Origin of the sequence: Micromonospora sp. NBC_00860 (assembly GCF_045207375.1) — a bacterium.
GTDB lineage: Bacteria > Actinomycetota > Actinomycetes > Mycobacteriales > Micromonosporaceae > Micromonospora > Micromonospora vinacea.
This window is the reverse complement of record NZ_CP108825.1, coordinates 187,076-212,158: the sequence shown is the minus strand read 5'-3', so window position 1 is coordinate 212,158 and position 25,083 is coordinate 187,076. Positions and strand designations below refer to the sequence as shown.

Below are 25,083 nucleotides of genomic sequence, written 5' to 3'. Positions count from 1 at the left end.
TCCGGACGGCGGGTCTCGCCGAACCGGGGGCCCCGAAGCGTTCGCCACCATAGAGTGGTTTCGTGCCGTTTGACCGAAAGACTCCGTACCGTCGTCGCGGCGTCTGGGTGGCCGCCGCGATCGGCGTACCCACGCTGCTGGTGACCGCGCTGCTGGTCGGCCAGGCCCTCACCCCCAGCTCGACGGCCCCCGACGACCGCAACGTGGTGGCAGCCGACCCGACACCGAGCAGTGTGGAGCAGAGCCCGGAGGAGTCGATCCCCCCGGCCGCGCCCGCCCCGGACGGGCTGCCGGTTGTCGACTACGACCCCGCACCCGGCGGATTCCCCGCCGACCCGAACGCCATGGACGTCACGCCGCTGACCGACGGCGCCCACCCGACCCGACGGATCGCCGCGTACGACGCGCCCGGCGGTCGGCCACGAGCCTTCCTCGAACCGACAATCCGCGGTGTCGAGCTGACCATGCCGATCGCCCAGCGGCGTGCCGGCTGGACCGCCGTCCTGCTGCCCTCGGCCAACCGCCGGCTCGCCTGGCTGCCGCCCGGCGGGTTCGAGACGGTGCCGCTGCGCGACCAGATCGTTGTGGAACGCAAGGTCCACCGGCTCACCTGGTACCGGGCCGGCAAGGCGGTGCGCTCCTGGGAGGTCAGCCTCGGCCAGTCGGGCCAGGAGACTCCACTCGGGCGAACCTTCATCCTGGGCCGCACCCCACCGCCGGAGGAGGTCTACGGCGGGGTGGACATCTACGCCCTCGGTTCGGTGCCCGACGACCCGGAGTCGGTGCCGTCCGGGCTGCGCGGCGCGCACATCGGGGTGCACACCTGGCTCCACGACGACGAGCTGGGCGAGAACACCACAAACGGCTGTATCCGGCTGACCCGCAGCGGTCAGCGGGAACTGCTCGCCGAGGTACGTCCCGGCAGCAGCGTCGTCGTGGTCGACGAACTGGCCGCCCCACCGCCGACCGCCTGAGCGCCGGCACAGACTGTCACTCGCCGAGCAGCCAGCCGTTCTGCTCGGCGACCCGGATCGCGTCGGCCCGGTTGCGGGCACCGGTCTTGCCGATCGCCGCCGACAGGTGGTTGCGGACCGTCCCCTCGGAAAGGTGCAACGCCCTGGCCAGGTCGGCGGCGCTGCCACCGCCGCGCGCCGTTCGCAGCACCTCGGTCTCCCGCTCGGTCAGCGGGCTGACCCCGGCGGCGAGGGTCTCCGCGGCCAGCGTCGGGTCGACCACCCGCAGGCCGGCGTGCACCCGGCGGACCGCGTCGGCGAGCTGCCGGGCTGGGGTGTCCTTGACCACGAAACCGCTCGCACCGGCCTCCATCGCCCGACGCAGGTAACCCGGTCGGCCGAAGGTGGTCACCACCAGCACCCGGCAGGTCGGCAGCGCGGCGCGCAACGCCGCGGTGGCGGCGATACCGTCCAGGCCGGGCATCTCCACGTCCAGCAGGGCGACGTCCGGGGAGCTGCGTCGAGCCTCGGGCACCACCTCGTCGCCCCGGCCGACCTCGGCGACCACTGTCAGGTCCTCCTCCAGCGAGAGCAGGGCGGCCAGCGCACCCCGGACCAGCGCCTGGTCGTCGGCGAGCAGCAGCCGGATCGGCGCGGACCCGCCGCTCACCGGGCCTCCCCCGGCGCGTGCACCCGCAGCAGAAACCCGTCACCCTCCGGACGACGACCGACTGTCACCACCGCGTCCAGCCGCAGCGCCCGCTCCCGCAGACCGACCAGCCCGTGCCCGCTCGCGTCGGGAGTGGACGGGCCACGACCGTCGTCACTGATCTCGACCCGATCCCTGTGCACCCGGATCACACAGCACCGCGCCCCGCTGTGTCGGACCACGTTCGTCACCCCTTCCCGCACCGCCCAGCCGAACAACCGGTCCCACTCCTCCGGCAGCTCCGGCACCTCGGCCGACACGTCCGCCGCGATGCCCGCCGCGGCCAACGCGGAGCGGGCGCCGGCCAGCTCCGCGGCGAGGCTGACCTCGCGGTACGCCCCGACCGTCTGTCGTACGTCGGCCAGCGCGGCCCGCGCCAGCGCCTCCACCTCGGCGATCTCGGCGGCGGCCCGCTCCCGGTCGACCTCGATCAGGCGCCCGGCCAACTCGGCCTTGATCGCCACCACGGTGAGCGAGTGGCCCAGGATGTCGTGCAGGTCGCGGGCGGCGCGGGACCGCTCCTCGGCGACCGCGAGCCGGCCGATCTCCTGCTGGGCGGCGCGGAGTTCGCTGTTGCGCTGGGCCAGCCGGGACACCCCGAACATGGCGAACGAGGCGAGCAGCACCGCGAAGACGATGCCGTTCTCCGCCTCCCATCCCGGCACCAGCCAGGACGCCAGCACCGGGGTCACCGCGCAGACCAGCACGACGGCCAACGCCTCCCACGGCGGCAGCAGGAACACCGCCGCCGCGGCCACGTAGACCAGGGTGGCCAGCCAGTCCCCCTCAGTGCCGGGGAGGCTGGCCAGGCCCACCGCGAGCAGCAGCGCCAGCCCTGCCCGCGCCCGGCCAGCCGGGATCGGCAGCAGGGACTGGCGCAGCTTGCGGGCCCACTGGAACAGCAGCACGTAACCGATGCCGAAGACGACCAGGGCCACCACACCGAGGACCCGCCGCCACGGCTCCGGCTGGTGCAGCGCGGTGGCCAGCGGGACGTTGAGGAAGAACAGCCAGACGGCGGCCAGCAGCCAGCCGGTGACCCGCCAGTGGCGGCTCACCGGCCAGGGCTGCCCGGTCGAGAGGTCCATCGTGTTCACGCTAGTGGTCGCGGCCGGTCAGACCCGCGCGGTGTCCCGGCGGAACAACCGGGCCGCGCCGACGCCGAAGAGCAGCGCCCAGACGACGAGGTTCGCCACCGCCGCCATGCTCACCCCGTCGCCGGTCAGTGGGGCGCGGGCCAGCACGCCCATGCCGTACACCGGGGTGAACTTCGCGACCTGCTGGAGCACGTCCGGCAGCACCTCGACCGGGACGAACAGCCCGCCGAACATGGCCAGCACCGCCAGGACCGGGCCGATGATCTGCATGACGTTCTCGGCCGGCGCCAGGTAGCCGATGAAGAGACCGAACGCGGCGAAGACCAGCGACCCCACCCAGGCGGCGAGCCCGGACAGCAGCCAGACGTACGCCGGGACACGGACGCCGGCCACGGCACCCACCAGGAACTCGATGACGACCGCGAGCAGACCGAGGCTCATCGCGGTGATCAGCTTGGTCGCCACGTACGCCGCCGGGCGTAGCGGGGTGAGCCGCAGTTGCCGGCTCCAGCCCAGCGCCCGCTCGGTGGCCACCGCGCCACCGACGCTTGTGGTCGCCACCATTGCCGCGTAGACGGCCAGGCTGATCATGACGTACGCCGTCACCGGCCGACCGTTGTCCAGGTTCTGCCCGCCCTGCGGCAGGCCGAAGATGAGAAAGAAGACGCCCGGCATGATCAGCGTGAAGGCGAGGGTGCGACGGTTGCGCAGCACCCGGCGCAGCTCGATGAGCAGGGCGCCCGGGGCGAACCCGCCCAGTGCGGGCTGCCGACGGTCCGGCACTGTGGCACCGGCGCGGGTGGGGGTGGAGGTGGTCATCTCAGGCTCCGGTCTGCGCTGTGGTCAGGGCGAGGAACGCATCCTCGAGGTTGCGGGAGGTGATCTCGACGTCCCGGGCCGCGGTCCGGGTCAGCAGGTGCCGGGCGACCGCGTCCGAGTCCCCGGTCCGCACCAGCACGCTGTCGCCGCGCACCTCCACGGCATCCACGCCGGGCAGCGCGGCGAGCGCCGCCTGGTCGGCGCCGGGCAGGGTGGCCCGCACCGTACGGCCGGCGGCCAGGTTCTTGATCTCCGCGGTGGTGCCGTCGGCGACGATGCGCCCCTGCCGGACCAGCACGATCCGATCGGCGTACGCGTCCGCCTCGTCGAGGTAGTGGGTGGCGAAGATGACGGTCCGTCCGCGTCGGGCGTCGCGGCGCAGGGCCTGCCAGAAGTCCCGCCGCCCCTCGACGTCCATGCCGGTGGTCGGCTCGTCGAGCACCATCAGGTCCGGGTCGGGCAGCAGGGCCAACGCGAAGCGCAGTCGCTGCTGCTGACCGCCCGAGCAGCGCCCGACCACCCGGTCGGCGATGTCGGTGATACCGGCGCGCTCCAGCACCTCCGCCGCGGGGCGGGTGTGCCGGTAGAAGTGCGCTGTCATCCGTACCGTCTCGCCCACTGTGAGGTCCTTGAGCAGCCCGCCGGTCTGGAGTACGGCGGCGACCCGACCTCGGGCCACCGCCTCGTCCGGGGTGCCGCCGAGGACCCGGACGGTGCCGGTGTCCGGGCGGGACAGCCCGAGCAGCATGTCGATGGTGCTGGTCTTGCCCGCGCCGTTCGGGCCGAGAAAAGCCACCACCTCGCCGGGCTGCACTCGTAGGCTCAACCCGTCGACAGCGGTGACCGCGCCGAAGCTCTTGGTGAGGCCGTCCAACTCGACAGCCGGATGCGTACTGGTCATGCCACTGATGCTCCGGTGGCGCGTACCCCGATGCCCGGAGCGGTCGTCACGCCCCGACCGTGACATTTGTCAGGGCCGCCGGATTCCGCACGGGCACAGCGGGTAACCGCCGGGCCGACGCCGCGACACCGGGAGGACGCGATGGGTGCCACGCCGCAGGGTCAGGTCGACACGGTCGTGCTGATCCACGGGCTCTGGATGACGCCGCGCAGCTGGGAGGGGTGGGCCCAGCGGTACACCGAGCGCGGCATGCACGTCATCGCCCCCGCCTGGCCCGGCATGGACCGGTCCGTGGAGGAGTTGCGGGACGATCCCGGCCCGATCGCCGAGCAGAGCATGGCCACGATCGTCGCGCACTACGACAAGATCATCCGGGCGCTGCCCCGACCGCCGATCATCATGGGGCACTCGTTCGGCGGCCTGTTCGCCCAGGTCCTCGCCGACCGGGGTCTCGGCGCAGCGGTGGTGGGGGTGCACCCCGCGGCGGTGAAGGGCGTACTCAAGGTGCCGCTGAGTCAGCTGCGCTCGGGCTTCCCGATCCTGCGCAGCCCCGCCAACCGCAACAAGGCCGTCCCGTTCACCCCGGACGACTTCGCCTACACCTTCGGCAACACCATGAGCCGCGAGGACTCCGACCGGGCGTGGCGGCGCTACGCCGTCCCCGGCGCCGGGCGGGTCTTCTTCGAGGGCGCGTTCGCCAACCTCGACCCGCGCTCGCCAGCCCGGGTCGATGTCGGGCGTAACGAACGGGCGCCGCTGCTGCTGATGGCCGGCGAGGTCGACCACGTGGTGCCGGCGTCGGTGGTGCGCGCCAACGCCGGGCTCTACCAGAAGTCCCGCGCCCTCACCGCGTACGAGCAGTTCGCCGGCCGGTCACACTTCACCGTCGGACAGGACGGCTGGGAGCAGATCGCCGACTACGCGCTGGACTGGGCGCTGCGCGCGGCGGCCCTCCCCCGCGACGTGACCATCGCCAGCGAAGCCCCCCGCCGCTGACCGGGGCTCGGCCACCACACAGCCGAGCATGATCCACTCGTCTTCCATGAAATCGGGGTATCCAAGGCGCCAGGACACCCCGACTTCACGAAAGCGGAGTGGATCACGCGGTTTGCCTGATTCCTCGGCATGCCCACGGCCTGGCGGGGTATCTCGGCGGGATGAGGGCCAGTTTCCGGCTTGGCCGGGTCGCGGGGGTGCCGGTCGGCGTCAACTGGAGCGTGCTGGTCATCTTCGCGTTGATCGCGTGGGGTTTGGCCGCGAACCAGTTCCCCCGCTCGTACCCCGACCACTCGCCGCTGGCGTACACGTTCGCCGGGCTGGCCGCGGCGGTGGTCTTCTTCGTCGGCCTGCTCGCCCACGAGGTGTCGCACGCGGTGGTGGCCAAGCGCAACGGGCTGACTGTCGACGGCATCACGCTGTGGCTGTTCGGCGGCGTCGCCGAGTTGCGGGGCGAGCCGCGTGACCCGGGCGCGGAGCTGCGGATCGCGGGCGTCGGCCCGCTGGTCAGCCTGCTGATCGGGGCCTTCTTCGGTGCCATCGCGGCGCTGCTGGCGCTGGCCGGGCAGAGCGGGCTGCTGTTCGGGGCGGTGGCCTGGCTGGCGGGCATCAACGTGCTGCTGGCCATCTTCAACGTGCTGCCGGCCGCACCGCTGGACGGTGGCCGGTTGCTGCGCGCCGCGGTCTGGAAGGCCACCGGTGACCGGACCCGGGCGTCAGTGGTCGCCGCCCGCGCCGGCTGGGTGCTGGGGGTGCTGCTGATCGGTCTCGGGTTGTGGCAGTTCCTGTCCGGCGTCGGTTTCGGTGGGCTCTGGCTGGCGCTGATCGGCTGGTTCCTGATCGGCGCGGCCGGGATGGAGGAGCGGCAGGCCCGCACCGGCAACGCGCTGCGCGGGATTCGGGTGGGCGACGTGATGACCCCGCAGCCGCAGACCGCCTCGGCGGAGATGACTGTCGCGGACTTCGTGGATCACTACCTGTTCGCGTACCGGCATTCGGCGCTGCCGCTGACCGAGGACGGCCGGCCGACCGGCCTGGTCACCGTCGACCGGGTACGGGGCGTGCCGCCGGAGCGGCGGGCGTCGACCACGCTGGCCGAGGTGGCCTGCCGAGCCGACCAGTTGGTGCTGGCCCAGCCCGACGAACAGCTCAACGACCTGCTCCCCCGGCTCAGCGAGTGCGCCGACGGCCGAGCCCTGGTGGTGACGGACGACGGCCACCTAACGGGCATAGTCTCCCCCAGCGACATAAGCCGCGCCGTCCAACGCAGCACCCTCGCCAGCTCCCGGTGATCATGAAGTTAGCGGGCGCGACACGCCGATTTCGATGCCGCTAACCTCATGATCAACCGGCGGGGCGGGGTGGGGGGCAGGGGGGCGGGGGTCAGCGGGGGAAGTAGCGGTCCTGGAGGTTGGTGCGGAACTTGGTTTTCGGGTCCAGGTTGGTCAGGAGCGCGGCGAAGTCTGCGTACCTCGGGTAGCGGGCGGACAGCTCGGCCGGGTCGGTGACGAAGACCTTGCCCCAGTGTGGGCGGGGCGCGAAGGGCGCCAGCCGCTCCTCCACGGCAGCCACCACCGGCAGCACCGCCGCTGTGTCGCCGATCCAGGTGAAGTGGAGCACGAAGCTGTCCCGCCGGTAGTTCGGGCTGAGCCACAGCTCGTCGGCCGCCACGGTGCGCAACTCGGAGACCAGCAGCACCGGGGCGATCAGGTCCGCCACGTCGTCCAGGGCGGCGAGCGCGTCAGCCGCCGACGTACGCGCGACGTGGTACTCGGACTGCAGTTCGTCGCCGCTGCTCGGGGTGAAGCCGAGCTTGAAGTGCGGCAGCCGCTCGTGCCACGGGCCCGGCTCGCCGAGTTGCGGGGTGCAGTTCTCCGCCGGCATCCCGAGCACCGGGTGCCGGGGCTGGTCGGCGGCGGTGGTGCCCAGCCAGTCCGCCGGGGGTGGCGGCTGGTCCGCCACCTGCTTGCGCCACACCTCGCGCAGACGGGGGGTACGGAAGTCGGTGAAGACACTCACGCTGTACGCCGAGCCGAGCGCCTCGTCCAACGCCGTCCGGTCGAGGCCGAGGCGTACGTACTGGCGCAGCGCGAAGGTCGGCACGACGTCCACTGTGACCCGGGTGACCAGGCCGAGCGCGCCGAGCCCGACCACCATGCCGGCGAACGTGTCGGTGTCACGGTCGACCCGGAGCAGGTCGCCGTCGGCGGTGATCAGCTCCAGGCCGGCGACCGCGCTGGCCAGGTTGCCGTGGGTCTGCCCGGAGCCGTGGGTGGCGGTGGCCACCGCGCCGGCCACCGAGATGTGCGGCAGCGAGGCGAGGTTCGCCAGCGCGTACCCCTGGGTGTGCAGCTGTCGGGCGACGTCGCCGTAGCGCAGCGCGCCGCTCACTGTGACCTGCCCCCGCTCGTGGTCCACCTCGACGACCGGGGGCAGCCCGGCGAGGCTGACCAGGTCACCGTCGGTGTCGCCGATACGGTTGAAGGAGTGCCCGCTGCCCACCGCCCGGATCCGGCTGCTGCCGGCGACCAGCCGGCGCAACTCGTCGACGGAGGTGGGGCGGTGGAACGCCTTCGCGGCGTACCGCACGTTGCCTGCCCAGTTGCGGCGCGGAACGTCGGTCATCGAGGCGGCCTGCGGTCCCTGCGCGGTCATGTGGCGGTCTCCCGATCGGTGCTCTGCTGGTCGGCCAACGCGGTGACGAGGGCGTCCAGAACGGTATCCGTCTGGAACGTGTTGTAGCCACGTTGGGCGATCGGCAGACCGGCCGCGGTGGCGCGTTCGATCTCCCCCCGGGCGGCCTGCCGGGCCGACGCGTCCCCGGACATCAGCGCGTCCTGGCCGCGTCGGATCAACCGGTCGACCCGGTCCATCTGGTAGCCCCGCAGGCCGACCGGGAGCTCCGGGGTGTCGAAGGCGGCGCGACGCAGCGCGAGCAGGTCGACGAAACGGCCGCCGCCATGTTGGGTGAGCGCGGCCGACACCTGCTCGGGCTGCTCACGGACCTGGTCGAGGACGAGCAGCTCGACGGCGGGTCGGCCGTCGAGCGGATGGCGGGCGGTCACCGGCTCGATCGTCACACCCGGCACGGGAACCAGCAGCAGTCGCGGCGGCTCCGGACGACCGTCGCGTCGGGGCGGCTCGTCGAGGACCAGCGCGTCGACCTCGGCCCACCGGACATCCCGGCGCAGGCCGGGCCGTCGGATGCTGAGCCCGTCCGCGTGGATCCCGAACCGGAACCGCCGCATCGCGCTGACCAGCGCCACCGTGCCGAGCGCGATGGCACCCACCGCGATGATCGTCCGTAGCAGGGCGCCGTCGCTGGGATAGACCAACAAGAGCACTCCACCGAGTACGCAGACCAGGGCGAGCACCCGGGCGCCCCGACTCCGGCGCAGTTCCACGCTCGGACCCCCGTTCATGACCGTGGCGTCGGTCTCCGCATCCTCCGCCAAACCGGGCACCGAGGACACCGGTCGATCGGGCACGGTTGTACTCGTCATCGTCGGGGAACCCTACGCCCATGAGCAGCTACCGTGATCCGGCCCCGCGGGGCGACGTCTTCCCCTCCGAGGAGGAGCTGGACCCCACCGGTACCGGGGTCGAGCAGGCCAGCGCGCCGCCGTCCGGCGGGTTGCCGGGCCACCCGTCGCCCACTCCCGGTCCTCGACCGACACCGGCACCCGCGCCCGCCCCGACGCCGGTGCCGACACCCGGGCCACCGCCACGCGCTCCCGGCGCCCAGTCGATCGTGACCCGTCACCTGGACGGCTCGGTGGAGGTCGTCACCGACCTCGACGGTGACGGCGTCGCCGATGTCGTCCAGATCGACGTGGACGGTGACGGGATCCCGGACATCACCTATGTGGACAGTGACCGCGACGGTCGGCTGGACACCGTGCTCGGCGACCCGAATGCGGTCGGGACGGGTGCCCACCGGGCCTGACCGGCGGCGTCGTCCCCCGGCCACCCGGCCGGCTCAGAGCTTCGCCATCACCTCGCTGGCGACCAACTCCAGGTGCTCCAGGTCGCTGAGGTCCAGCACCTGGAGATAGAGCCGCTCGCTGCCGATCTCCGCGTACCGGCCGATGGTGTCCAGCACCTCGGCGGGCGTCCCGGCCAGACCGTTGGCCCGCAGCTCGTCCGGTTCGCGGCCGATGGCGGCGGCCCGTCGGGCGACCTCGGCGTCGTCGCGCCCGCAGCAGAGCACCAGGGCGTTGGACCAGACCATCCCGGCCGGGTCCCGGCCGATCTCGACGCAGGCCGCGCGGACCCGGTCGAACTGCGCCGCCGTGTCCGGCACCGAGGCGAACGGCAGGTTGAACTCGTCGGCGTAGCGGGCGGCCAGCCGAGGCGTGCGCTTCGGGCCCGTTCCGCCGAGCAGGATCGGTGGACGCGGCTGCTGCACGGGCTTGGGCAGGGCGGGCGAGTCACGGACCGGGTAGTACCGGCCGTCATTGTCGAACCGCTCCCCCGCCGGCGTGGACCAGAGCCCGGTGATCACGGCGAGTTGCTCCTCCAGCCGGTCGAACCGCTCGGCCAGTGGCGGGAACGGGATGCCGTACGCGCTGTGCTCCTCGGCGTACCAGCCGGTGCCGATGCCCAGCTCCACCCGGCCGCCGCTCATCTGGTCGACCTGCGCCACGGTGATCGCCAGCGGGCCGGGCAGCCGGAAGGTGGCGGCGGTCATCAACGTGCCGAGCCGGATGCGGCTGGTCTCCCGGGCCAGGCCGGCGAGGGTGGTCCACGCGTCGGTGGGGCCGGGTTCGCCGCTCACGTCGCCCATCATCAGGTAGTGGTCGGACCGGAAGAACGCGCCGTAGCCGGCGTCCTCGGCGCAGCGGGCGACGGCGAGCAACTGGTCGTAGCTGGCGCCCTGCTGGGGCTCGGTGAAGATCCGAAGTTCCATGATCCGAGCATAGGGAGCCGATCGGCGGTGTCGCGTCGGGATGGAGACCTCACTCATATGCTTTGACAGTCATATGAAGCAAGAGGCATATTAGGTGGGTGTCCACCGACGCCTTCACCGTCCTCGCCGAGCCCACCCGGCGCCGGATCCTCGACCAGCTCCGCGACGCCGAACGCAGCGTCGGCGAGCTGGTCGACGGGCTCGGGGTCAGCCAGCCGGCCGTCTCCAAACACCTGCGGGTGCTTCGCGACGCCGGCTTCGTCACCTGCCGGACGGCCGCTCGACAGCGGATCTACCGCCTCGACCCGGGCCCACTGCGGGACGTCGACGGCTGGCTCGACCCGTACCGGCGGCTCTGGGCCCGACACCTGGACGCCCTGGAACGGCACCTCGACAGTCAGGAGCAGTGAATGAACCGCGACGCGTTCCGCCCGAGCCCACCCGCCGACGTACGCGCCGCCCACGACGGCGCGACACTGGTCTTCGTCCGCGACCTACGGCATCCGCCAGCCACCGTCTGGGCGGCGCTGACCGACCCGGCCCAGCTCGCGCAGTGGGCGCCGTTCCTCGCCGACCGCGATCTCGGCACCGCCGGCGCCGCCGTGCTCACCCTCGTCGACGGCGAGACCACCCAGGAGCACCCGGCGACGGTACGCCGGGCCGAGCCGCCGCACCTGCTGGAGTACACCTGGGGCGACGACCTGCTGCGCTGGGAGCTGAGCCCGCTGGGCAGCGGCACCCGGCTCACCCTGCGGCACACCGTCGCCGACCAGGGCATCCTGCCGATGGTCGCGGCCGGCTGGCACCTCTGCCTCGACGTGGCCGACCGGCTGCTCGACGGCGACCCGGTCGGCCCGATCCGCGGTGCGGAGGCCAAGGACTTCGGCTGGCCCGAGCTGCGCGACGCGTACGCCGAACGGCTCGCTGAGGGCTGACCGGTGCGGTCCGGCGGCCCCGGAGCCCGGAGCCGCCGGAACCCGGTCAGACGTACGGCCGCTTGGCGTACGCCTCGCGGAGCGCGGCCAACCCGGTGGCCTTCGGCGTCAGGGTGCCCCACCCGGAGTTGAAGTAGTTGGTCCGCACGATCCGTGGCCCACCCTCGGCGTTGAGCTGGGCGATCGCCGCCGGCACCGTGGCGATCCAGGCCGCCTGGTTCGGGATCTCGGCCACCCGGACCCCCCACTCGGCGATGATCACGGGCCGGGACAGCGCCACCGGGCCGAGATCCGCCACCGCCCAGTCCTTGGTGCGCCGAAAGCGGGCCAGCGCCGTGTGGCTGGCGTTGGTGCCGTACGCGTTCCACTGGAGGAAGTCGAGGCGGGACATCAGCGACTCCGGGTGGGTGCGCTGGAAACAGGCCCGGTCGAAGCCTCCCAGCCCCACCGAGAAGGTCGTTCCGGTCGGCAGCGTCCGCGCCTTGAACCACGTCAGGATGTAGTTCATCGCCTGTACCGCCCGAGCGTCCGACTCGGCCCAGGTGTACGCCTTGCCGTCCTCGGTGGTGCCGAACTCGTGATCGGTGTCCAGTTCCGAGGCGAGCTGGATGTTCACTCCGAAGCCGAGCGTCCGGTACTGCGACAGGGCGCGGGCGAACAACCCGTCACACTGCCCCTTGAGCACCTGGCCGTACCCGTACGCCCTCGGCCAGGTCGTGCCGGGCCGCTGCTGGATGGTCATCGTCGGTGCCGGCACGGTGTAGTTGACGCCGTCCACAGTGAAGCTCTGCGGTCCGTAGGTCGGAGCGCCGTAGTGCTTCAACTCCAGGACCATGTTCATCTGCACCCCGGCCTTGCCCAGGGTGATCAGCCAGGGTCGGTTGTAGCCGGGGAAGATGTAGCCGTCGGCGAAGCTGCGGTACTGGGTGAGCGACCGGAAGTTGCCGCCGGCCATGTCGGCGGTCGGATCAGCGCCGCCGGACAGGTAGTAGCCGCCGAGCACGGGTTGGCCCAGGCTGTAGTCGGCGGTGGCCGTCGCGGTGTTGCCGGCGGCGTCGCGGACCTGGACGGTGACCCGGGGCATCACGCCACCGACCGGTACACGGCCACGGAGCCGTTGTCGGAAACCCGGGTCCAGGTACGACCGGAGTTGTCGGTGACGGTCACGGTGAGCGGGTCGATGACCGCCGTGACCTTGACCGGCGCGCTGCTGTTGCCCTGCGCGTCGGTGACCACGATGGTGACGGTCAGCGGTTTGGTGTCGGCGTCCGAGTAGGTGACTGTCAGCAGCATCTGGTCACCCGGCGCGAAGACGGATGCGTTCAAGGCTGCGGTTGCGGTGGGAGCGGCCATGTCGGGCCCTTTCTGGCTCGATCGCCAGGGCTCGGCGCGCGGTCATGCGACGCCGGACCCGGCGGGTCCACAGTGCGAAAGGCCGGCGGGGCACGGGGACGGTGGGCACGACCGGCGGACGGCGTTGCCTGACTGCCGACGGTGCTGACGTCCTTGTCCCGATGGGCGGAGGCACCGCTGCGGGCGCCCGCAGGGGTGTCGGTGGCAGCCACGGCCTGTCGTGCGCGCGATCGGCGCGGCAGCTGTGCCGTGACCGCCGCGGCTCCGAGGCCGGGCTGGGTGAGAGCGGCACCGACGCGGACGATGTCGTCCCCGCCGGGCCGGAGGATCGGGATGTGGCCCGCCACCCGTCTACCTCCACCTACCCCAAGGGTGCTCTACCAGGGGCTTTACCGTCTTGTCCGACTTGCGACAACGCCCGGTGAGGCTCGGCGCGACGGCTACTCGGGCCTCGTGCCCCGCACGGCCCAGGCCCGCGCGGTGAGCCGGATCGACAGGTCCGGCTCGACCGGAAGCCGGGTGGCCAGCAACTCCCGCAACGCGGCCCGGTCGGTCTCGGCCAACGTCGCGACGTACCCCGGCGCCGACCCCTGACCGCCGAGGAACGGCGTCCAGTAGTCGGCGAAGTCGGTGAAGGTCGTCGCCACCCCGGCCGGCCGGACCACCCGGGCGAACTCCGCCACCGCCCGCGCGGGCTCCGGCACGAAGTTGAGCGTCAAACCGCTGACCACCACGTCCACGACGCGATCGGGCAGTGGCAGCGCCCGCGCGTCACCGACCTCAAAGGCCGCCCGGGTGTCGGTGACCCGGGTACGCGCGACAGCGACGAACCCCTCCGACGGGTCGATGCCGGTCACCCGGACGGGATCCGTGGTGGTGAGGATCGTCGAGGTCAGCTCCCCGGTGCCACTGCCCACGTCGAGCCAGTGCCGCCCCGGCGGCACTGCCAACCCGCGCAGGAAGTCCACAGCGACGAGGCGGCTCCACCGACCCACGTACGCCTCGTACGCGTCACCGTCCGCCCACACCGGCTGCGCCATTCCGGAACGATACGACAGACCATGGCTGTCGATGCTGGTGTTCAGTCGAGATGGTCGGCTGGGGCGGTCTGGAGCAGCCAGGCCAGCGGCATCCGTGCCCGTGCCTCGTAGGTGCCGTCCCCGCTCAGCCGGTGCAGGGTGACCGTCTGCGCGCCGTCCCGATCGACCACCCAGTACTGCGGGATCCCCGCCGACGCGTACTCGCGGACCTTGGTCACGGAGTCCATCGCCTCCGAGCCCGGCGAGACGATCTCCACGACGAGTACGACGTCGGCGACGGCGGCCCAGACGCTGCGGGGCGGCGGCTTACGCCACACACTCACATCGGGGATGCGGCCACCGTCACCGTCCGGGCCGGAGATGCGCACACCGACCGCCTGGAGCACCTGCTCGGCGGGCCATCCCGCCACGATCAACCAGGCGAAGAGACGACTGGCGATCATGGCGTGTTCCGAATCGGGCGGCGGCATGACCGACAGGACCCCCTCGGGGCTGGTCTCGTAGCGGTGGCCGTTCGGATCGGCGGCGTTCATCGCCGCCACGTCGTCGAGCGTCACAACGGCGGGCATGTGCATGCCGACAGCCTCAGCGCTCATGAGTCTCATCCTAGGTGACCAGCGGCGCCGAGCACCGCACCCGAAGGCTCAGCGACGCCGCCGCGCCGGGTCGAGCAGGGCGGGCGGGGTGTCGAACTTCTCGGCTGCGGCAAGGTCGACCCCGGGTGCGACGATCGCGTCGATCGCGTCCAGCACGTCGGCCGGGAGCACGGTGTCCGCGGCGGCGAGCTGGGCGTGCAGGTGGTCGATGGTGCGGGGGCCGATGATCGCGCTGGTCACGGCCGGGTGCGCGGTGACGAACCCGAGTGCGAGCTGGATCAGGGTGAGCCCCGCCTCGTCGGCGACGGTGGCCAGCTGCTCGACGGCGTGCAGCCGGGCCTGGTTGGCCGGGACACTGAGGTCGAAGCGGGCGGGCAGGAGCGCCGAGCGGCTGGTGGTGATCTCCCGGCCGGCGCGGATCGCACCGGAGAGCCAGCCCGAGGCGAGCGGGCTCCAGGCGAGCACGCCGAGCCCGTACTGCTCGGTCACGGGCAGGACGTGGGCCTCGATCCCCCGTTGCAGGATCGAGTAGCTGGGCTGCTCGGTCACGTAACGGCTCAGGTGGTGCTCCCGCGCGGCCCACTCGGCCTGCACGATGCGGTACGCGGGGAACGTCGAGGAGCCGAAGTAGCGGATCTTTCCGGCCCGTTGCAGGTCGGTCAGCGCGGACAGGGTCTCCTCGTCGCTGGTGGTCGGGTCCCACCTGTGGATCTGGTAGAGGTCGACATGGTCGACGCCGAGGCGGCGCAGGCTGTTGTCCAACTCGGTGACCAGCCAGCGGCGCGAGCTGCCCCGCTGATTGCGCTCGTCGCCCATCGGCATGCCGGCCTTCGTGGCCAGCACGATGTCGTCGCGGCGGCCGGCGATGGCCGCGCCGACCAGTTGCTCGGACTCGCCCTGGCTGTACATGTCGGCGGTGTCGATCAGGTTGATTCCGGCTTCCAGCGCGGCGTCGACGATCGCCGTCACCTCGCCCTGGGTCGTGTGCCCCAGTTTGCCGAAGTTCATCGCGCCGAGCACGAGGGTGCTGACCTGGACGCCGGTGCGCCCCAGGGTGCGGTACTGCATGGTTGTTCCTCCACGGAAGGGTGTTGTGGCACTGGCCCACAGGTTCTGGCATCCTGGGGCAAGTGGAACCAGGTTCCGCTAAGAACGATACGGAACGGTGTTCCGCTTGCCAAGTGGAGTGATGGGGGTAACGGCGCGGTGGCCGACATCGACAGCGGAGCAGGACGGTCGACGCCGCGGAAGCGGGCCGACGCCCGGCGCAACGAGGCGACACTGCTGGAAGCCGCCGCCGCCGCCTTCGTCACCTCGGGCGTGGACGCGCCCGTACGCGACATCGCCGCCCGGGCCGGCGTCGGTGTGGGCACCATCTACCGCCACTTCCCGACCCGCGCCGACCTCATCGTCGCCGTCTACCGGCACCAGGTCGAGGCATGCGCGGAGGCCGGCCCGAGGCTGCTGGCCGACAGCAGCACACCGCACGCCGCCCTCGCCCAGTGGATCAACCTTTTCGTCGACTTCCTGGTCACCAAGCACGGCCTCGCCGAGGCGCTCCAGTCCGACGACGCGGCCTTCCAGACCCTGCACGCCTACTTCCTGGACCGCCTCGTGCCGGTGTGCGCCCACCTGCTCGACGCCGCTGCCGCAGCCGGCGAGATACGCCCCGACGTGACAGCCTTCGAGTTGCTGCGCGGTGTCGGCAATCTCTGCATCGGCGCCTGCGAACCCCGCTACGACGCGCGCCGCATGGTGGAACTCCTCGTCGCGGGGCTGCGCCAACACCAAGGCGCCGGGCCGCGATAGCTTATTGATCATGACGGACTGGGAGCTTCGGCCAGCCTCGATGGCGGACGTCGAGGCGGTGGCCGAGTTGCGGGCGGTGGTGCTGCGGGCCGATCTGGAGCGGCTCGGGCGGTACGACGAACAGCGGGTGCGGCAGCGCCTGCGCGACGGGTTCGCACCGGCGTACACCTGGGTCGTCGAGGTGGACGGCGCGTTCGCCGGCTGCGTGGCGCTGCGGCCCGACGCGGACGCCCACTGGCTGGAGCACTTCTACCTGGCCCCGCGGCTACAGGGCAGCGGCATCGGCACGGCAGTGCTGCGCGACCTGCTGAACCGGTGCGACAGCGCCGGCACGCCGGTGCGGCTGAACGTGCTGCGGGGCAGCCCGGCCCGGCGGCTGTACGAGCGGCACGGTTTCACGCTCGACACCGAGGATCCGGTGGACGTGTTCATGGTCCGCGCACCCGGCACGATCACCAGCGAGGCCCCGACGGTGTCAATGTAACGTTGACAGATGACGTCGGAGCTGGCTCGGTTGGCAGAGGTTCGCGCTACCCGCGCCCGCCTGGACGAGCAGGAGCTGGAGATCATCGACCGCGCGCGCCACGACGGGGCGACGTGGGCGCAGATCGCGACGGCACTCGGCCTCGGCAGCCGGCAGGCCGCCGAGCAGCGTCGACAGCGGTTGGTGGCGGCGCGGTGGTCGCGGCGGCAGCAGCTCGACCTCCGGCTGCCTCCGCAGATCTCGGCGCTGCGGGCGGCGATGGCCGAACTCGGCCGGTGGATCGGCGCCGATCAGCGGTGGGACAGCCGCTTTCGTCGAGCGGCACTCGTGCGGAGCACTGTGGACGCCGCGCTGGACGCCGCCCCGGGCTCGCTGTACGAGTTGGCCGTGCACCTCGCCACCGATCTCACCGAGGCGGGTGAGCGACTGCCCGCGCCCGCTCGAACCGTCGCGACCAAGCTCGACATCGCCCTGTCAACGGTCCGTTGACAGTACGCGGCGGTATTGCTTGGGGCGCGACTCAAGCTTGAGAGTGTGAGTCACCTCGACTCAACTCGGAGCGCTCATGCGTCGCAACGCGGGCCTGTTCGTGGCGATCTCCCTGCTGTCCGGCTTCGGCAGCAGCACCATGTCCCTGGTCGCCGGCATCTGGATCCTCGACCTCACCGACTCCACCAGCCTCGCGGCCCTCGCCGGGCTCTGCGTGTACGCCCCGGTGCTCGCCGGCCCGTGGCTGGGCGGTCTGCTCGACCGGGCGCCTCGGCGGCCGCTGGTCATCGCCGTCAACCTCATGTTGGCAGCCGCCCTGCTGGCACTCCTCGCCGTACGCGGGCCGGGGCAGACCTGGCTCATCTTCACCGTCTCGTGCGCCTACGGCGTCAGCTACGTGCTGATCGACGCCGGCGAGACGGCGCTGCTGCCGGCGGCGCTGGCACCGACCGAACTCGGCCACGTCAACGGGTGGCGCTCCAGCGCCCAGGAGGGCATGAAGCTCGTCGCTCCCCTGGCCGGGGCTGGCCTCTACGCGTGGCGGGGCGGTCACGCGGTCGCGGTCCTCAGCGCGGCCATGCCGGTCCTGGTCGCCATCCTGTACGCGGTGCTCCGCCTGACCCGGACACCCATTGACCAGTCCACCGGACGCGGAGGCGGCCCGCGTACCGGATTGGTGGTCCTGTTCGGACGGCGGGCGACACGGTTGCCGGTCGTGCTCGCCGCGGTGTCGATCGCCATGTCCGGCTTCACCACGGCGGGGATCTACGCGGTCGTCGTCACCGAGCTGCGCCTGCCGACGACGTTCCTGGGGGTGCTGGCCAGCGCGCAGGGCGCCGGTTCCATTCTCGGCGGCCTGATCGTCGGCCGGCTCATCGCGGCGAAAGGTGCCGGTGCCGTCGGTGTCGCCGGGACGGCGCTGTTCGCGGTCGGCTGCCTGGCGCGCTGCCTGCCGTGGTGGCCGGCCACTGTCGTCGGGGCGGTGGTGGCCGGCGTCGGGCTGCCCTGGACCCTGGTCGCGGCGGTGACCGCCGTGCAGACCCACACACCGTCGGCGCTGCTGGGACGGGTTTCCGCGTCGGCCAACACCGCGATGTTCGGTCCCCTCGTCGCGGCGATCCCGCTCGGCTCAGCGGCCGTCCACCTCGGCGCCCGCCCGCCGCTCGTCGCCGCCGCGGCGATCTGCCTGACAGCCGTGGTAGCGGCCACGTTCTACCGCCGGTCCACGTCGTCCGACGAGACACCGACCGTGCCCCCGCCGCGCCGAACGGCGGGAACGGGTCCGGCGAGCCGCTGACCAGGGTCAGCCGCGTACCGGATGGGTTGCCTGAAAGGCGAGCCGGCGGTCCGCGTCGGCAGCGATCTGGTCGAGGATGTCGTCCAGGTCGAGGAAGACCGACCACCGCTCACGGCCGGTGACGCCGGCCAGCCGGTCCACGAGCAACTCCTCCAGGTCGGTGACCCGCTTTCCCTTCCACACCTTGTCGGCCACGCTGACCAGCAGGTCGTCGACGTCGATGCCGTCCCGGTGCCAGGACGCGTGGTCGCGCGCGAACCGGGCCGACGACTCGGCGACGCCGTGCTGAAGCAGCAGCTCGTAGCCGGCAGGCTCGTGCGCGGACCCGGGCCCGGACAACTCCTCCGGGTGCCGGACCTTGCCGATGTCGTGGGTGGCGGCACCGAAGAGCACCGCCTCGCTGTCGAACGAGAGCTGCGGGAACCGGTGCGCCAGCGCGTCGGAGAGTTGCGCGGCGACGTCGTGCACGGCCCGCAGGTGCGCGGCGAGGCGTGGCGGCGCGTCCAGCGCCTCCAGCAGGGCCACGACCCGGTCGGGCAGGGGCCGCAGCGGCGGGTCCGCGGGTGCGGTGAGGGCGCGGCGCAACGAATCGGACGTCACCCCGGCAAGGGTACGACCACAGCGCGCTCTCGACCCTCTCTCAGGGCACCGAAGCTGGTTCGCTTTGGCTACGCTCCCCCGCACCAGGGAAGGGGTCCACCGGTGAGAACTCGCCTACGGCAGGTCGCGATGGTGCTGCTCGGCGCGGCGCTGTTCGGCACGGCCGGCCTGAGCCTCGGCTCCTGGTACGCCGGCCGCGGCACCCCGCCAGTCGCCTTCGACCAGGCACGGAGCACAGCGGTGGAGCTGCTTCCCGGCAGCGAACCAGTCGCGTCGGCGGAGGGCCGCAACTTCATCTACGGTGTCGTGGCCCCCAACGACTTCGGGTCGTCGTACGCGGAATTCCACTACCGCGACACTGCCGACTGCACGCACTCCGAATCGGTGCGGCGCAGCGCCGCCGCACTGGGTTGGCAGGGCGGTCACCGTGTGCCGGGCGCGCCCTGCGAGGGCTGGCGGGGCGAGCGGGACGGGCTGACGGCCACGCTCACCCAGGTGGACCGCAGGGCGATCCTGAGGTTCGCGCCAGCCGCGCCCGACGGCTACCTCACCGTCACCCTGGCTGCCACCGCCCTGGGTGCCGCGGCTGGGGCAGCGTTGTTCTGGCTGACAGGACGACAGCGTCCACCCGTACCTCGACTGGTTGGCACGCTGGTGACGATCGTTCTCCTCCCGGGCGTCGTTCCCATCTGGCAGGGCCTGATCGCGAATGGATTGATGGAGCCGACGTGGCCGGTCTGGCCGGCTCTGGCTCCCGTGCTGGTGCCGCTGGCGCTCGTGCTGCTGCTGACCGGGCTGATCTTCTACGTGGGTCGACGGGAACCGAGCCGGGTTTCCGGGCCGAGCGCGAGCCAACTCTGAGCCGTTCGCCGTCCGCCTGGATACTGTCTAGTCATGCCGCTCAGTCCGGACGAGGTCGAGCTGTTCGAGCACTCCAGAGGCCGCCTGGAGGCGATCGCCTACCGTCTGCTGGGCTCGGCCAGCGACGCGGAGGACGCCGTCCAGGACACCTTCCTCCGCTGGCAGGGCGCCGACCGGGAGCACGTCGAGACGCCCGAGGCGTGGCTGACGAAGGTCCTCACCAACGTGTGCCTCAACCAGCTGACCTCGGCGCGGGCCCGGCGGGAAACCTATGTGGGCACCTGGCTGCCCGAGCCGGTCCTCGCCGGGGACCGGATGCTCGGCCCGCTCGACACCGCCGAGCAGCGCGAATCGGTCTCGATGGCGGTGCTCACCCTGCTGGAGCGGTTGTCGCCCAACGAGCGCGCGGTGTACGTGCTGCGGGAGGCCTTCGGCTACTCGCACGGTGAGATCGCCGAGATCCTCGGCATCACCGAGTCGAACTGCCAGCAGACCTACCGGCGTGCCAAGCAGCACGTCACCGCGGAGCGGGCCCGGGCGGAGGTCGACCAAACCGCCGCGCGGAAGATCGTCGCGGAGTTCCTCACGGCCGCCAACAACGGCGAGATCCAGCGACTGGTGGCGTTGCTGACCGACGACGCGACGAGCACCGCCGACGGCGGCGGCAAGATCCCGGCCCGGTCCGCGCCGATCGTCGGCGCGCTGGCGGTGGCGAAGTTCCTGCGTGGCCTCTTCAAACCGGCCGACGTCAAACGGGACCTGGTCGGTGGCAGCCCGGCCATGTACGTCACCACCGCCAACGGCGCCCCCGCGGTGGTGGTCGTGATCGACGACCGGGTCATCGGCGTGATGTCAGTGGAGGTGACGCCCGAGGGTGTCACAGCCATCCACAACCAGGTCAACCCCGACAAGCTCGCCCGCGCCACCCGGCAGTGGTCGGCCTCCGAGCACGAGGAGCCCACCCTGCACGTCTGGTGATCCAGCTCATAGCCGGCTCCTGTCAGGAATCGCGTCGCTGTCCGGTTCAGGAAGCGACCACCACCGAGACAGGAGTGCCACCATGAAGCACCGCATCGTCGTCCTCGGAGCGGGGTACGCCGGAGCCATGGCCGCCGGGCGCCTCGCCAAGCGGCTGCACGCCGACGACACCGAGATCACCGTCGTCAACGCCGACGCGGATTTCGTCGAGCGGGTCCGTATGCACCAACTCGCCACCGGGCAGGACCTCAAGCGCCGCCCGCTGAGCGAGGTCTTCGCCGGCACCGCAGTCACGCCTCGGCTGGCACGGGTCACCGCCGTCGACGTCGACCGCAGGACCGTCGCGCTCGCCGACGACCACGGCGTCGACGAGATCGCCTACGACACACTCGTCTACGCCCTCGGCAGCGCTACCGCTGAGCATGGCGTTCCCGGGGTGGCCGAGCACGCGTACGACATCGCCGGCAGGTCGTCGGCGCTGCTGTTGCGCGACCGCCTCGCCCACCTCACGGTCGGCGGGACCGTGCTCGTCGTCGGCGGGGGCCTCACCGGCCTCGAAGCGGTCACCGAGATCGCCGAGGCCAGGCCGGACCTCGCTGTCGCGCTCGCCGCCCGCGGCGGTCTCGGCGACTGGCTCAACGGCAAGGCGCAGCAGCACCTGCGCGGCGTCTGCGACCGGCTCGGCATCACCGTGCACGAGCACACCGACATCGCGCGGGTCGAGGCGGCCGGCGCGGTCACCCGCGACGGCCGGGAGATCCCGGCCCAGGTGACGGTGTGGACGACCGGCTTCGCCGTGCACCCCATCGCCGCCGCCACGACCCTGGCGGTCGCGGACACCGGGCAGATCATTGTCGACGCCAGCATGCGGTCGGTCTCACACCCCGAGGTGTACGCGGTGGGCGACGCCGCGATCGCCGAAGGGCCGGGCGGCAAGCCACTGCGGATGTCCTGCGCGTCGGGCATCCCGATGGCCTGGCAGGCCGCCGACGCCATCGCCGCACGCCTGACCGGTCGGGCGAAGTTCCCCAAGGCCCCGCTGCGCTACTTCAACCAGTGCATCAGCCTCGGCCGCCGCGACGGCATCATCCAGTACGTGACCGCCGACGACCGGGCCAGGCCGGCCCAGCTCACCGGGAAGCTGGCGGCCCGGTACAAGGAGTTCGTCTGCACGGGCGCCGCCTGGAGCATCTCCCACCCGGTGCTCTACCCGGTGCGCCGCCACCGCGTCGTTCCGACCCGAACGGAGATCCGCACGGCCGCGTCCTGACAGGTGGCTGAGGCACAGCCGCGTCCTCACGGGCTTACCGAGGGCGCGTTCCTCTGGAGATACCGCATCAACGACCGCCTGCCCAACTTCAACGCTGCGCTGGTGACCGCCTGATCACGTTGATGGGAGAGCTCGGCAAACCGTGCTCGCACATCGGTCAGCGGTTGGTGTGGCGCCCAGATGGTCCGGAAGGCCCTGGCCTGGTCGGCCAGGGACTGGTTGGCCGCAGCGGAGGTGAACGCCACTTCGCTGCGGTGGGCGGCCCCGGAACTGCTGGCTACCGAGGCGAGGCCGGCGGCCACCAGGGCCGCGAGCGCAGCTGCCGTGCCCAGCTCGGCGGAGGCCAGCCCGGCCGCCCCCGACGCGCCTGCGAGGACCGCCGACGAGACAGTGGTCAAGGTGTTCCAGCGTTGCCAAAACGCAGCTTGCCTCCGCTGAAGTGAAGCCCAGGAGTCGTGCCGCTGTTCGAGCAACTCGGCTTCAGCGATGAAGACGGCGCGCTCCTGCTGCTCCCCATCCACGGATCACATTGTGTCAGAGGTCCGCACAGCCGCCTCCTGACCGACCGTGCGCCAGCCCTAGGCTGTCGCAATGGCGGCGGAACAAGTGGTGATCGATCTCGACGAACACGGTCATGAGCCGGTCGAACGCAGTGGCATCACTCAGCGGAACGTCGCGAACAGTCGGAAGACGCTCCTTCAACTCGTCGCCGCCTTCTTGATCGGTGTGGTGCTCGGCGGCATCGGTGTCGGCGAGTTGCGAGACTCCCGCGCACAGCGCGAGCGGTCCACTGTGGTGGCCCTCGTGGCCCTACCCGAGTCGGGCTATTCGGGAGGCTCGAACTCCAGGGGAACCGTCCGGCTGAACGGGCAGCTGACAATGATCAACACCGGCCCCGCGCCGATCACGATTCGGGCCGTAGAAGCGGAAAGGCTGGGCGTCCAGGTGCGCGCGATCGGTCAGGCCCGGCAGGTACGCCCGGGCGGCATCGGCCAGATCCTCGTCGACCTGCAATTGGAATGCTCGACCGCGTTCCAGCCGGATCCGTTGTCGGTGCGGTTCTCCGTCGAGACCGAGGACAGGCGGCTCAGAGAGGTGCGCTACCCGGTCGCTCTTGTCGGAAGCGCCTGGCAGGAGGACGCCCTGCTGATGTGCGAGCCCAGGCTCGACTCGTAGCCGGACGGTTTGATCGGCTCGTCTGCTGAGCCCGGGGTCACTGCTACCTGTCCCCGTAGTGATACCGGCAGGCGATGTACCTCACCCCGACGACACGACGCGGCAGAAGTCCGGCCGCGTGGCGTTGTCGGGCGGGCCGGAGTCCCGCTGGGCGCCGGCCCGCCCGCATTCGCCCGAAGCTGATTACCAGCCGTGACCCCAACCGGCTTGAGCTGGCGCGGCCATCCAGGTGACGGCCAGGATGGCGCCGAGGGCCGTTGCGTAGATAACACGACGGATTCGCATGAAGTCTCCCTCTCAAGGGGTGTGTGCTGCCGTCTGGATAGGCGACAGCGCTGACGGATCGTTGGGGCCCCCACGTATCGGCGAAACTCGTCACCCAATCCTGCTGGCCAGCGTCCCGGGTGACCGGACATCAGCGTATTGACGCCAGCTCGGCGTCCGCTACGGACGATGCCTGTTCCGAACAGCCGCGTCCTGTCCGGGCTGCTCACGGGTCTGTCCGGAGTTGTTCGGGGCGCTCAGGTCGGCTACTTCCACGCGACCAGGTGAACCAGCATCAGCGCCGTCCTCTTGTCGGGTTGCACGAACGCGGTGCGGATCAGGTACGTGCCACGCGCCAGGTCCGCGGTGAGGTGGGTGGTGTGCTCCAGCCCGTCGCCGCTGTAGGCGGAGTCGAACAATTCGGCTGGCCCGCCGGTCGTCCACGTACCCGCGTCTTCCCAGTCGGCGATCTCGACCGCCCGGGGAACGAGGCGGACGACCTCTGCCTCCGAGGCCGCGTAGAGCCACCGCACGAAGATCCGCCGGTCCGGGAGGTACGTGGTGGAGGCCGGTTCGTCGGCCAGAACGAGCGCCTGGTCGGCACCGACCTCAATCACCCCCACGTGACCGTCGACCCGGCAGGCCCGGTCGTAGTCACCCCAGGAGTCATCGTCGTCGTCCGACGCGCCCTTCCACTCGCCGAGCGCTGTCGTCGGCACAACGATGAGCGGCCCGCCGCCCGAATCGACCCACGGCAGCAGACTGACCGGCGTGCGCGTACGAGCGAGTACGTGGGCCAGGTCGGTCATGTCGGTCACGACCGCGTCGGCACCGGCGGCGGCGAGACGTTCGGCCTTGCCGGGTTTGTTGGCGTACCCGACGCAGGCGACGCCGGCCGCTCGGGCTGCTTCGACGTCGGTGACCGAGTCACCGACCAGAACAGCGGCATCGGGCGCGACCTTCAGCTCTTGCAGGGCCTGCACAACGGGCGCCGGGTTGGGCTTCAGCAGGTCGGGATGCTCGCCTCGCCCGATGACGGCGGCGAAGTAGCGGGCCCGGTCACGGCGCCCGAGGTAGGCGCCGATTGCTGCGGCGGAGTTGTTGCTGACGATGGCGAGGGGACGCCCGGTCGCCAGGCATGCCGCGACCACGTCGAAGGCTCCGATCGTCGTCTCCGCGGATGCCGCTGCCTCGATCTCCGCCGCCGCCAGTGCCGCACCGACGACGCCCACCAGTGCGGGCGCGAACACAGCTGTCGCGCGGTACAGCTCCAGCGGGTCGTCCCCGTCGCGCAGTTCGTCGGGCAGGACGACGCCCCGGCCGACGATCAGCTGACGCAGGTCGGCGGCGATGCGCGGCGCGGCCCTGCTGCCGAACAGGCGGCAGATCGGACCGTCGAAGTCGACGAGGACGGCCTCGGCCCGCTCGACGATGTCGGCGAGCCGGTCGGCTGGCCGTTCTGCCTCGATCGTCACCACGCGCTCCCGAGGACCGTCTTCTCCGTCAAGGCTGTCGATCCTAGAGACCGGCCCGGGCCGAGCCGTCCT

General features: G+C 71.7%; 29 protein-coding genes. 14 read left to right on the top strand and 15 right to left on the bottom strand.

The window, feature by feature from the left end:
* The first annotated feature begins 62 nt into the window (after positions 1-62).
* A complete protein-coding gene (locus OH804_RS01040; protein WP_406062155.1) occupies positions 63-974 on the top strand; it encodes a L,D-transpeptidase family protein in 912 nt (303 codons plus the stop codon).
* Positions 975-990: 16 nt separating this feature from the next.
* Here OH804_RS01040 and OH804_RS01035 read toward each other — a convergent pair whose 3' ends face one another.
* From OH804_RS01035 to OH804_RS01020, 4 genes are read right to left on the bottom strand one after another with little or no spacing between them, the layout of a single operon-like run.
* Positions 991-1,623 (bottom strand): response regulator, encoded by a 633-nt coding sequence (locus OH804_RS01035; protein ID WP_406062153.1) that lies wholly within the window; start codon positions 1,621-1,623, stop codon positions 991-993.
* Entirely contained in the window at positions 1,620-2,750 is a 1,131-nt protein-coding gene (locus OH804_RS01030) for a sensor histidine kinase (protein ID WP_196919167.1), read from the bottom strand. The genes OH804_RS01035 and OH804_RS01030 overlap by 4 nt, the downstream gene beginning before the upstream one ends.
* 27 nt (positions 2,751-2,777) lie before the next feature.
* Positions 2,778-3,578, bottom strand: coding sequence for an ABC transporter permease (locus OH804_RS01025; RefSeq protein ID WP_406062151.1), 801 nt, complete (start codon positions 3,576-3,578; stop codon positions 2,778-2,780).
* 1 nt (position 3,579) lies between these two features.
* Positions 3,580-4,479 (bottom strand): ABC transporter ATP-binding protein, encoded by a 900-nt coding sequence (locus OH804_RS01020; RefSeq protein WP_196919169.1) that lies wholly within the window; start codon positions 4,477-4,479, stop codon positions 3,580-3,582.
* 141 nt (positions 4,480-4,620) lie between these two features.
* Here OH804_RS01020 and OH804_RS01015 point away from each other — a divergent pair, with 141 nt between their 5' ends.
* Both OH804_RS01015 and OH804_RS01010 read left to right on the top strand, forming a co-directional pair.
* Positions 4,621-5,475, top strand: coding sequence for an alpha/beta hydrolase (locus OH804_RS01015; protein ID WP_196919170.1), 855 nt, complete (start codon positions 4,621-4,623; stop codon positions 5,473-5,475).
* A 161-nt stretch (positions 5,476-5,636) separates the two neighbouring features.
* Positions 5,637-6,767: a site-2 protease family protein gene (locus OH804_RS01010; RefSeq protein WP_406062148.1), complete on the top strand. Its 1,131-nt coding sequence runs from the start codon at positions 5,637-5,639 to the stop codon at positions 6,765-6,767.
* A 91-nt stretch (positions 6,768-6,858) separates the two neighbouring features.
* Here OH804_RS01010 and OH804_RS01005 read toward each other — a convergent pair whose 3' ends face one another.
* Positions 6,859-8,130 carry an FAD-binding protein gene (locus OH804_RS01005; protein ID WP_269215239.1) on the bottom strand — a complete coding sequence of 424 codons (1,272 nt, stop codon included), beginning with the start codon at positions 8,128-8,130 and terminating at the stop codon, positions 6,859-6,861.
* Positions 8,127-8,978, bottom strand: coding sequence for a hypothetical protein (locus OH804_RS01000; protein WP_406062146.1), 852 nt, complete (start codon positions 8,976-8,978; stop codon positions 8,127-8,129). Before OH804_RS01000 ends, OH804_RS01005 begins: the two co-directional genes overlap by 4 nt.
* 20 nt (positions 8,979-8,998) lie before the next feature.
* Between OH804_RS01000 and OH804_RS00995 the strand changes: the two genes are divergently transcribed.
* The gene (locus OH804_RS00995; protein WP_406062144.1) at positions 8,999-9,421 is read left to right on the top strand and encodes a hypothetical protein; all 423 of its coding nucleotides are present in this window, start codon (positions 8,999-9,001) and stop codon (positions 9,419-9,421) included.
* Between the two features lie 33 nt (positions 9,422-9,454).
* Here OH804_RS00995 and OH804_RS00990 read toward each other — a convergent pair whose 3' ends face one another.
* Positions 9,455-10,384, bottom strand: coding sequence for an LLM class F420-dependent oxidoreductase (locus tag OH804_RS00990; RefSeq protein ID WP_406062142.1), 930 nt, complete (start codon positions 10,382-10,384; stop codon positions 9,455-9,457).
* Positions 10,385-10,482: 98 nt separating this feature from the next.
* On the opposite strand from OH804_RS00990, the gene OH804_RS00985 reads away from it, so the two are divergent.
* Positions 10,483-10,794 (top strand): helix-turn-helix transcriptional regulator, encoded by a 312-nt coding sequence (locus tag OH804_RS00985; protein ID WP_112699184.1) that lies wholly within the window; start codon positions 10,483-10,485, stop codon positions 10,792-10,794.
* The gene (locus OH804_RS00980) at positions 10,795-11,319 is read left to right on the top strand and encodes an SRPBCC family protein (protein WP_196919175.1); all 525 of its coding nucleotides are present in this window, start codon (positions 10,795-10,797) and stop codon (positions 11,317-11,319) included.
* A gap of 46 nt (positions 11,320-11,365) precedes the next feature.
* Here the strand turns inward: OH804_RS00980 and OH804_RS00975 are convergent, their stop codons facing one another.
* The 5 genes from OH804_RS00975 to OH804_RS00955 all read right to left on the bottom strand — a co-directional run bounded on the left by OH804_RS00975 (position 11,366) and on the right by OH804_RS00955 (position 15,376).
* The gene (locus tag OH804_RS00975; RefSeq protein ID WP_406062139.1) at positions 11,366-12,403 is read right to left on the bottom strand and encodes a hypothetical protein; all 1,038 of its coding nucleotides are present in this window, start codon (positions 12,401-12,403) and stop codon (positions 11,366-11,368) included.
* Complete coding sequence (locus tag OH804_RS00970; protein WP_124859437.1) at positions 12,403-12,672, bottom strand: hypothetical protein; 270 nt, start codon at positions 12,670-12,672, stop codon at positions 12,403-12,405. The genes OH804_RS00975 and OH804_RS00970 overlap by 1 nt, the downstream gene beginning before the upstream one ends.
* Before the next feature lie 440 nt (positions 12,673-13,112).
* Entirely contained in the window at positions 13,113-13,712 is a 600-nt protein-coding gene (locus tag OH804_RS00965; protein ID WP_406062137.1) for a class I SAM-dependent methyltransferase, read from the bottom strand.
* 41 nt (positions 13,713-13,753) lie between these two features.
* Positions 13,754-14,308, bottom strand: coding sequence for a Uma2 family endonuclease (locus OH804_RS00960; protein WP_406062135.1), 555 nt, complete (start codon positions 14,306-14,308; stop codon positions 13,754-13,756).
* A gap of 48 nt (positions 14,309-14,356) precedes the next feature.
* Entirely contained in the window at positions 14,357-15,376 is a 1,020-nt protein-coding gene (locus tag OH804_RS00955) for an aldo/keto reductase (RefSeq protein WP_406062133.1), read from the bottom strand.
* A gap of 138 nt (positions 15,377-15,514) precedes the next feature.
* Between OH804_RS00955 and OH804_RS00950 the strand changes: the two genes are divergently transcribed.
* The 4 genes from OH804_RS00950 (at position 15,515) to OH804_RS00935 (ending at position 18,387) form a co-directional block, all read left to right on the top strand.
* Entirely contained in the window at positions 15,515-16,117 is a 603-nt protein-coding gene (locus tag OH804_RS00950; RefSeq protein WP_406062131.1) for a TetR/AcrR family transcriptional regulator, read from the top strand.
* A 10-nt stretch (positions 16,118-16,127) separates the two neighbouring features.
* The gene (locus tag OH804_RS00945) at positions 16,128-16,601 is read left to right on the top strand and encodes a GNAT family N-acetyltransferase (protein WP_406062129.1); all 474 of its coding nucleotides are present in this window, start codon (positions 16,128-16,130) and stop codon (positions 16,599-16,601) included.
* A 9-nt stretch (positions 16,602-16,610) separates the two neighbouring features.
* A complete protein-coding gene (locus OH804_RS00940) occupies positions 16,611-17,090 on the top strand; it encodes a hypothetical protein (RefSeq protein ID WP_406062127.1) in 480 nt (159 codons plus the stop codon).
* Between the two features lie 76 nt (positions 17,091-17,166).
* On the top strand, positions 17,167-18,387 hold the full coding sequence (locus OH804_RS00935; protein ID WP_406062125.1) for an MFS transporter: 1,221 nt from the start codon (positions 17,167-17,169) through the stop codon (positions 18,385-18,387).
* A 6-nt stretch (positions 18,388-18,393) separates the two neighbouring features.
* Here the strand turns inward: OH804_RS00935 and OH804_RS00930 are convergent, their stop codons facing one another.
* Positions 18,394-18,987: an HD domain-containing protein gene (locus OH804_RS00930; RefSeq protein WP_196919183.1), complete on the bottom strand. Its 594-nt coding sequence runs from the start codon at positions 18,985-18,987 to the stop codon at positions 18,394-18,396.
* 102 nt (positions 18,988-19,089) lie between these two features.
* Here OH804_RS00930 and OH804_RS00925 point away from each other — a divergent pair, with 102 nt between their 5' ends.
* The 3 genes from OH804_RS00925 (at position 19,090) to OH804_RS00915 (ending at position 22,096) form a co-directional block, all read left to right on the top strand.
* On the top strand, positions 19,090-19,848 hold the full coding sequence (locus OH804_RS00925) for a hypothetical protein (RefSeq protein ID WP_406062123.1): 759 nt from the start codon (positions 19,090-19,092) through the stop codon (positions 19,846-19,848).
* Positions 19,849-19,881: 33 nt separating this feature from the next.
* On the top strand, positions 19,882-20,826 hold the full coding sequence (locus OH804_RS00920) for an RNA polymerase sigma-70 factor (protein WP_406062121.1): 945 nt from the start codon (positions 19,882-19,884) through the stop codon (positions 20,824-20,826).
* 82 nt (positions 20,827-20,908) lie between these two features.
* A complete protein-coding gene (locus tag OH804_RS00915) occupies positions 20,909-22,096 on the top strand; it encodes an NAD(P)/FAD-dependent oxidoreductase (RefSeq protein ID WP_406062119.1) in 1,188 nt (395 codons plus the stop codon).
* Between the two features lie 26 nt (positions 22,097-22,122).
* Here OH804_RS00915 and OH804_RS00910 read toward each other — a convergent pair whose 3' ends face one another.
* Positions 22,123-22,617, bottom strand: coding sequence for a hypothetical protein (locus OH804_RS00910; protein WP_196919186.1), 495 nt, complete (start codon positions 22,615-22,617; stop codon positions 22,123-22,125).
* Between the two features lie 70 nt (positions 22,618-22,687).
* On the opposite strand from OH804_RS00910, the gene OH804_RS00905 reads away from it, so the two are divergent.
* Entirely contained in the window at positions 22,688-23,272 is a 585-nt protein-coding gene (locus OH804_RS00905; RefSeq protein WP_406062117.1) for a hypothetical protein, read from the top strand.
* A 530-nt stretch (positions 23,273-23,802) separates the two neighbouring features.
* Here the strand turns inward: OH804_RS00905 and OH804_RS00900 are convergent.
* Complete coding sequence (locus OH804_RS00900; RefSeq protein WP_406062115.1) at positions 23,803-25,011, bottom strand: Imm21 family immunity protein; 1,209 nt, start codon at positions 25,009-25,011, stop codon at positions 23,803-23,805.
* Positions 25,012-25,083 lie beyond the last annotated feature (72 nt).

What these genes read in the sequence shown, in the direction of transcription:
- OH804_RS01020 (WP_196919169.1), bottom strand. Translation starts at nt 4,479, where the DNA reads ATGACCAGTACGCATCCGGCTGTCGAGTTGGACGGCCTCACCAAGAGC.
- OH804_RS01010 (WP_406062148.1), top strand. Translation starts at nt 5,637, where the DNA reads ATGAGGGCCAGTTTCCGGCTTGGCCGGGTCGCGGGGGTGCCGGTCGGC.
- OH804_RS00965 (WP_406062137.1), bottom strand. Translation starts at nt 13,712, where the DNA reads ATGGCGCAGCCGGTGTGGGCGGACGGTGACGCGTACGAGGCGTACGTG.
- OH804_RS00995 (WP_406062144.1), top strand. Translation starts at nt 8,999, where the DNA reads ATGAGCAGCTACCGTGATCCGGCCCCGCGGGGCGACGTCTTCCCCTCC.
- OH804_RS00940 (WP_406062127.1), top strand. Translation starts at nt 16,611, where the DNA reads ATGACGTCGGAGCTGGCTCGGTTGGCAGAGGTTCGCGCTACCCGCGCC.
- OH804_RS01030 (WP_196919167.1), bottom strand. Translation starts at nt 2,750, where the DNA reads ATGGACCTCTCGACCGGGCAGCCCTGGCCGGTGAGCCGCCACTGGCGG.
- OH804_RS00905 (WP_406062117.1), top strand. Translation starts at nt 22,688, where the DNA reads ATGGCGGCGGAACAAGTGGTGATCGATCTCGACGAACACGGTCATGAG.
- OH804_RS01015 (WP_196919170.1), top strand. Translation starts at nt 4,621, where the DNA reads ATGGGTGCCACGCCGCAGGGTCAGGTCGACACGGTCGTGCTGATCCAC.
- OH804_RS01005 (WP_269215239.1), bottom strand. Translation starts at nt 8,130, where the DNA reads ATGACCGCGCAGGGACCGCAGGCCGCCTCGATGACCGACGTTCCGCGC.
- OH804_RS00945 (WP_406062129.1), top strand. Translation starts at nt 16,128, where the DNA reads ATGACGGACTGGGAGCTTCGGCCAGCCTCGATGGCGGACGTCGAGGCG.
- OH804_RS00935 (WP_406062125.1), top strand. Translation starts at nt 17,167, where the DNA reads ATGCGTCGCAACGCGGGCCTGTTCGTGGCGATCTCCCTGCTGTCCGGC.
- OH804_RS00975 (WP_406062139.1), bottom strand. Translation starts at nt 12,403, where the DNA reads ATGCCCCGGGTCACCGTCCAGGTCCGCGACGCCGCCGGCAACACCGCG.
- OH804_RS00920 (WP_406062121.1), top strand. Translation starts at nt 19,882, where the DNA reads ATGCCGCTCAGTCCGGACGAGGTCGAGCTGTTCGAGCACTCCAGAGGC.
- OH804_RS00955 (WP_406062133.1), bottom strand. Translation starts at nt 15,376, where the DNA reads ATGCAGTACCGCACCCTGGGGCGCACCGGCGTCCAGGTCAGCACCCTC.
- OH804_RS00970 (WP_124859437.1), bottom strand. Translation starts at nt 12,672, where the DNA reads ATGGCCGCTCCCACCGCAACCGCAGCCTTGAACGCATCCGTCTTCGCG.
- OH804_RS00980 (WP_196919175.1), top strand. Translation starts at nt 10,795, where the DNA reads ATGAACCGCGACGCGTTCCGCCCGAGCCCACCCGCCGACGTACGCGCC.
- OH804_RS01025 (WP_406062151.1), bottom strand. Translation starts at nt 3,578, where the DNA reads ATGACCACCTCCACCCCCACCCGCGCCGGTGCCACAGTGCCGGACCGT.
- OH804_RS00960 (WP_406062135.1), bottom strand. Translation starts at nt 14,308, where the DNA reads ATGAGCGCTGAGGCTGTCGGCATGCACATGCCCGCCGTTGTGACGCTC.
- OH804_RS01000 (WP_406062146.1), bottom strand. Translation starts at nt 8,978, where the DNA reads ATGACGAGTACAACCGTGCCCGATCGACCGGTGTCCTCGGTGCCCGGT.
- OH804_RS00915 (WP_406062119.1), top strand. Translation starts at nt 20,909, where the DNA reads ATGAAGCACCGCATCGTCGTCCTCGGAGCGGGGTACGCCGGAGCCATG.
- OH804_RS00990 (WP_406062142.1), bottom strand. Translation starts at nt 10,384, where the DNA reads ATGGAACTTCGGATCTTCACCGAGCCCCAGCAGGGCGCCAGCTACGAC.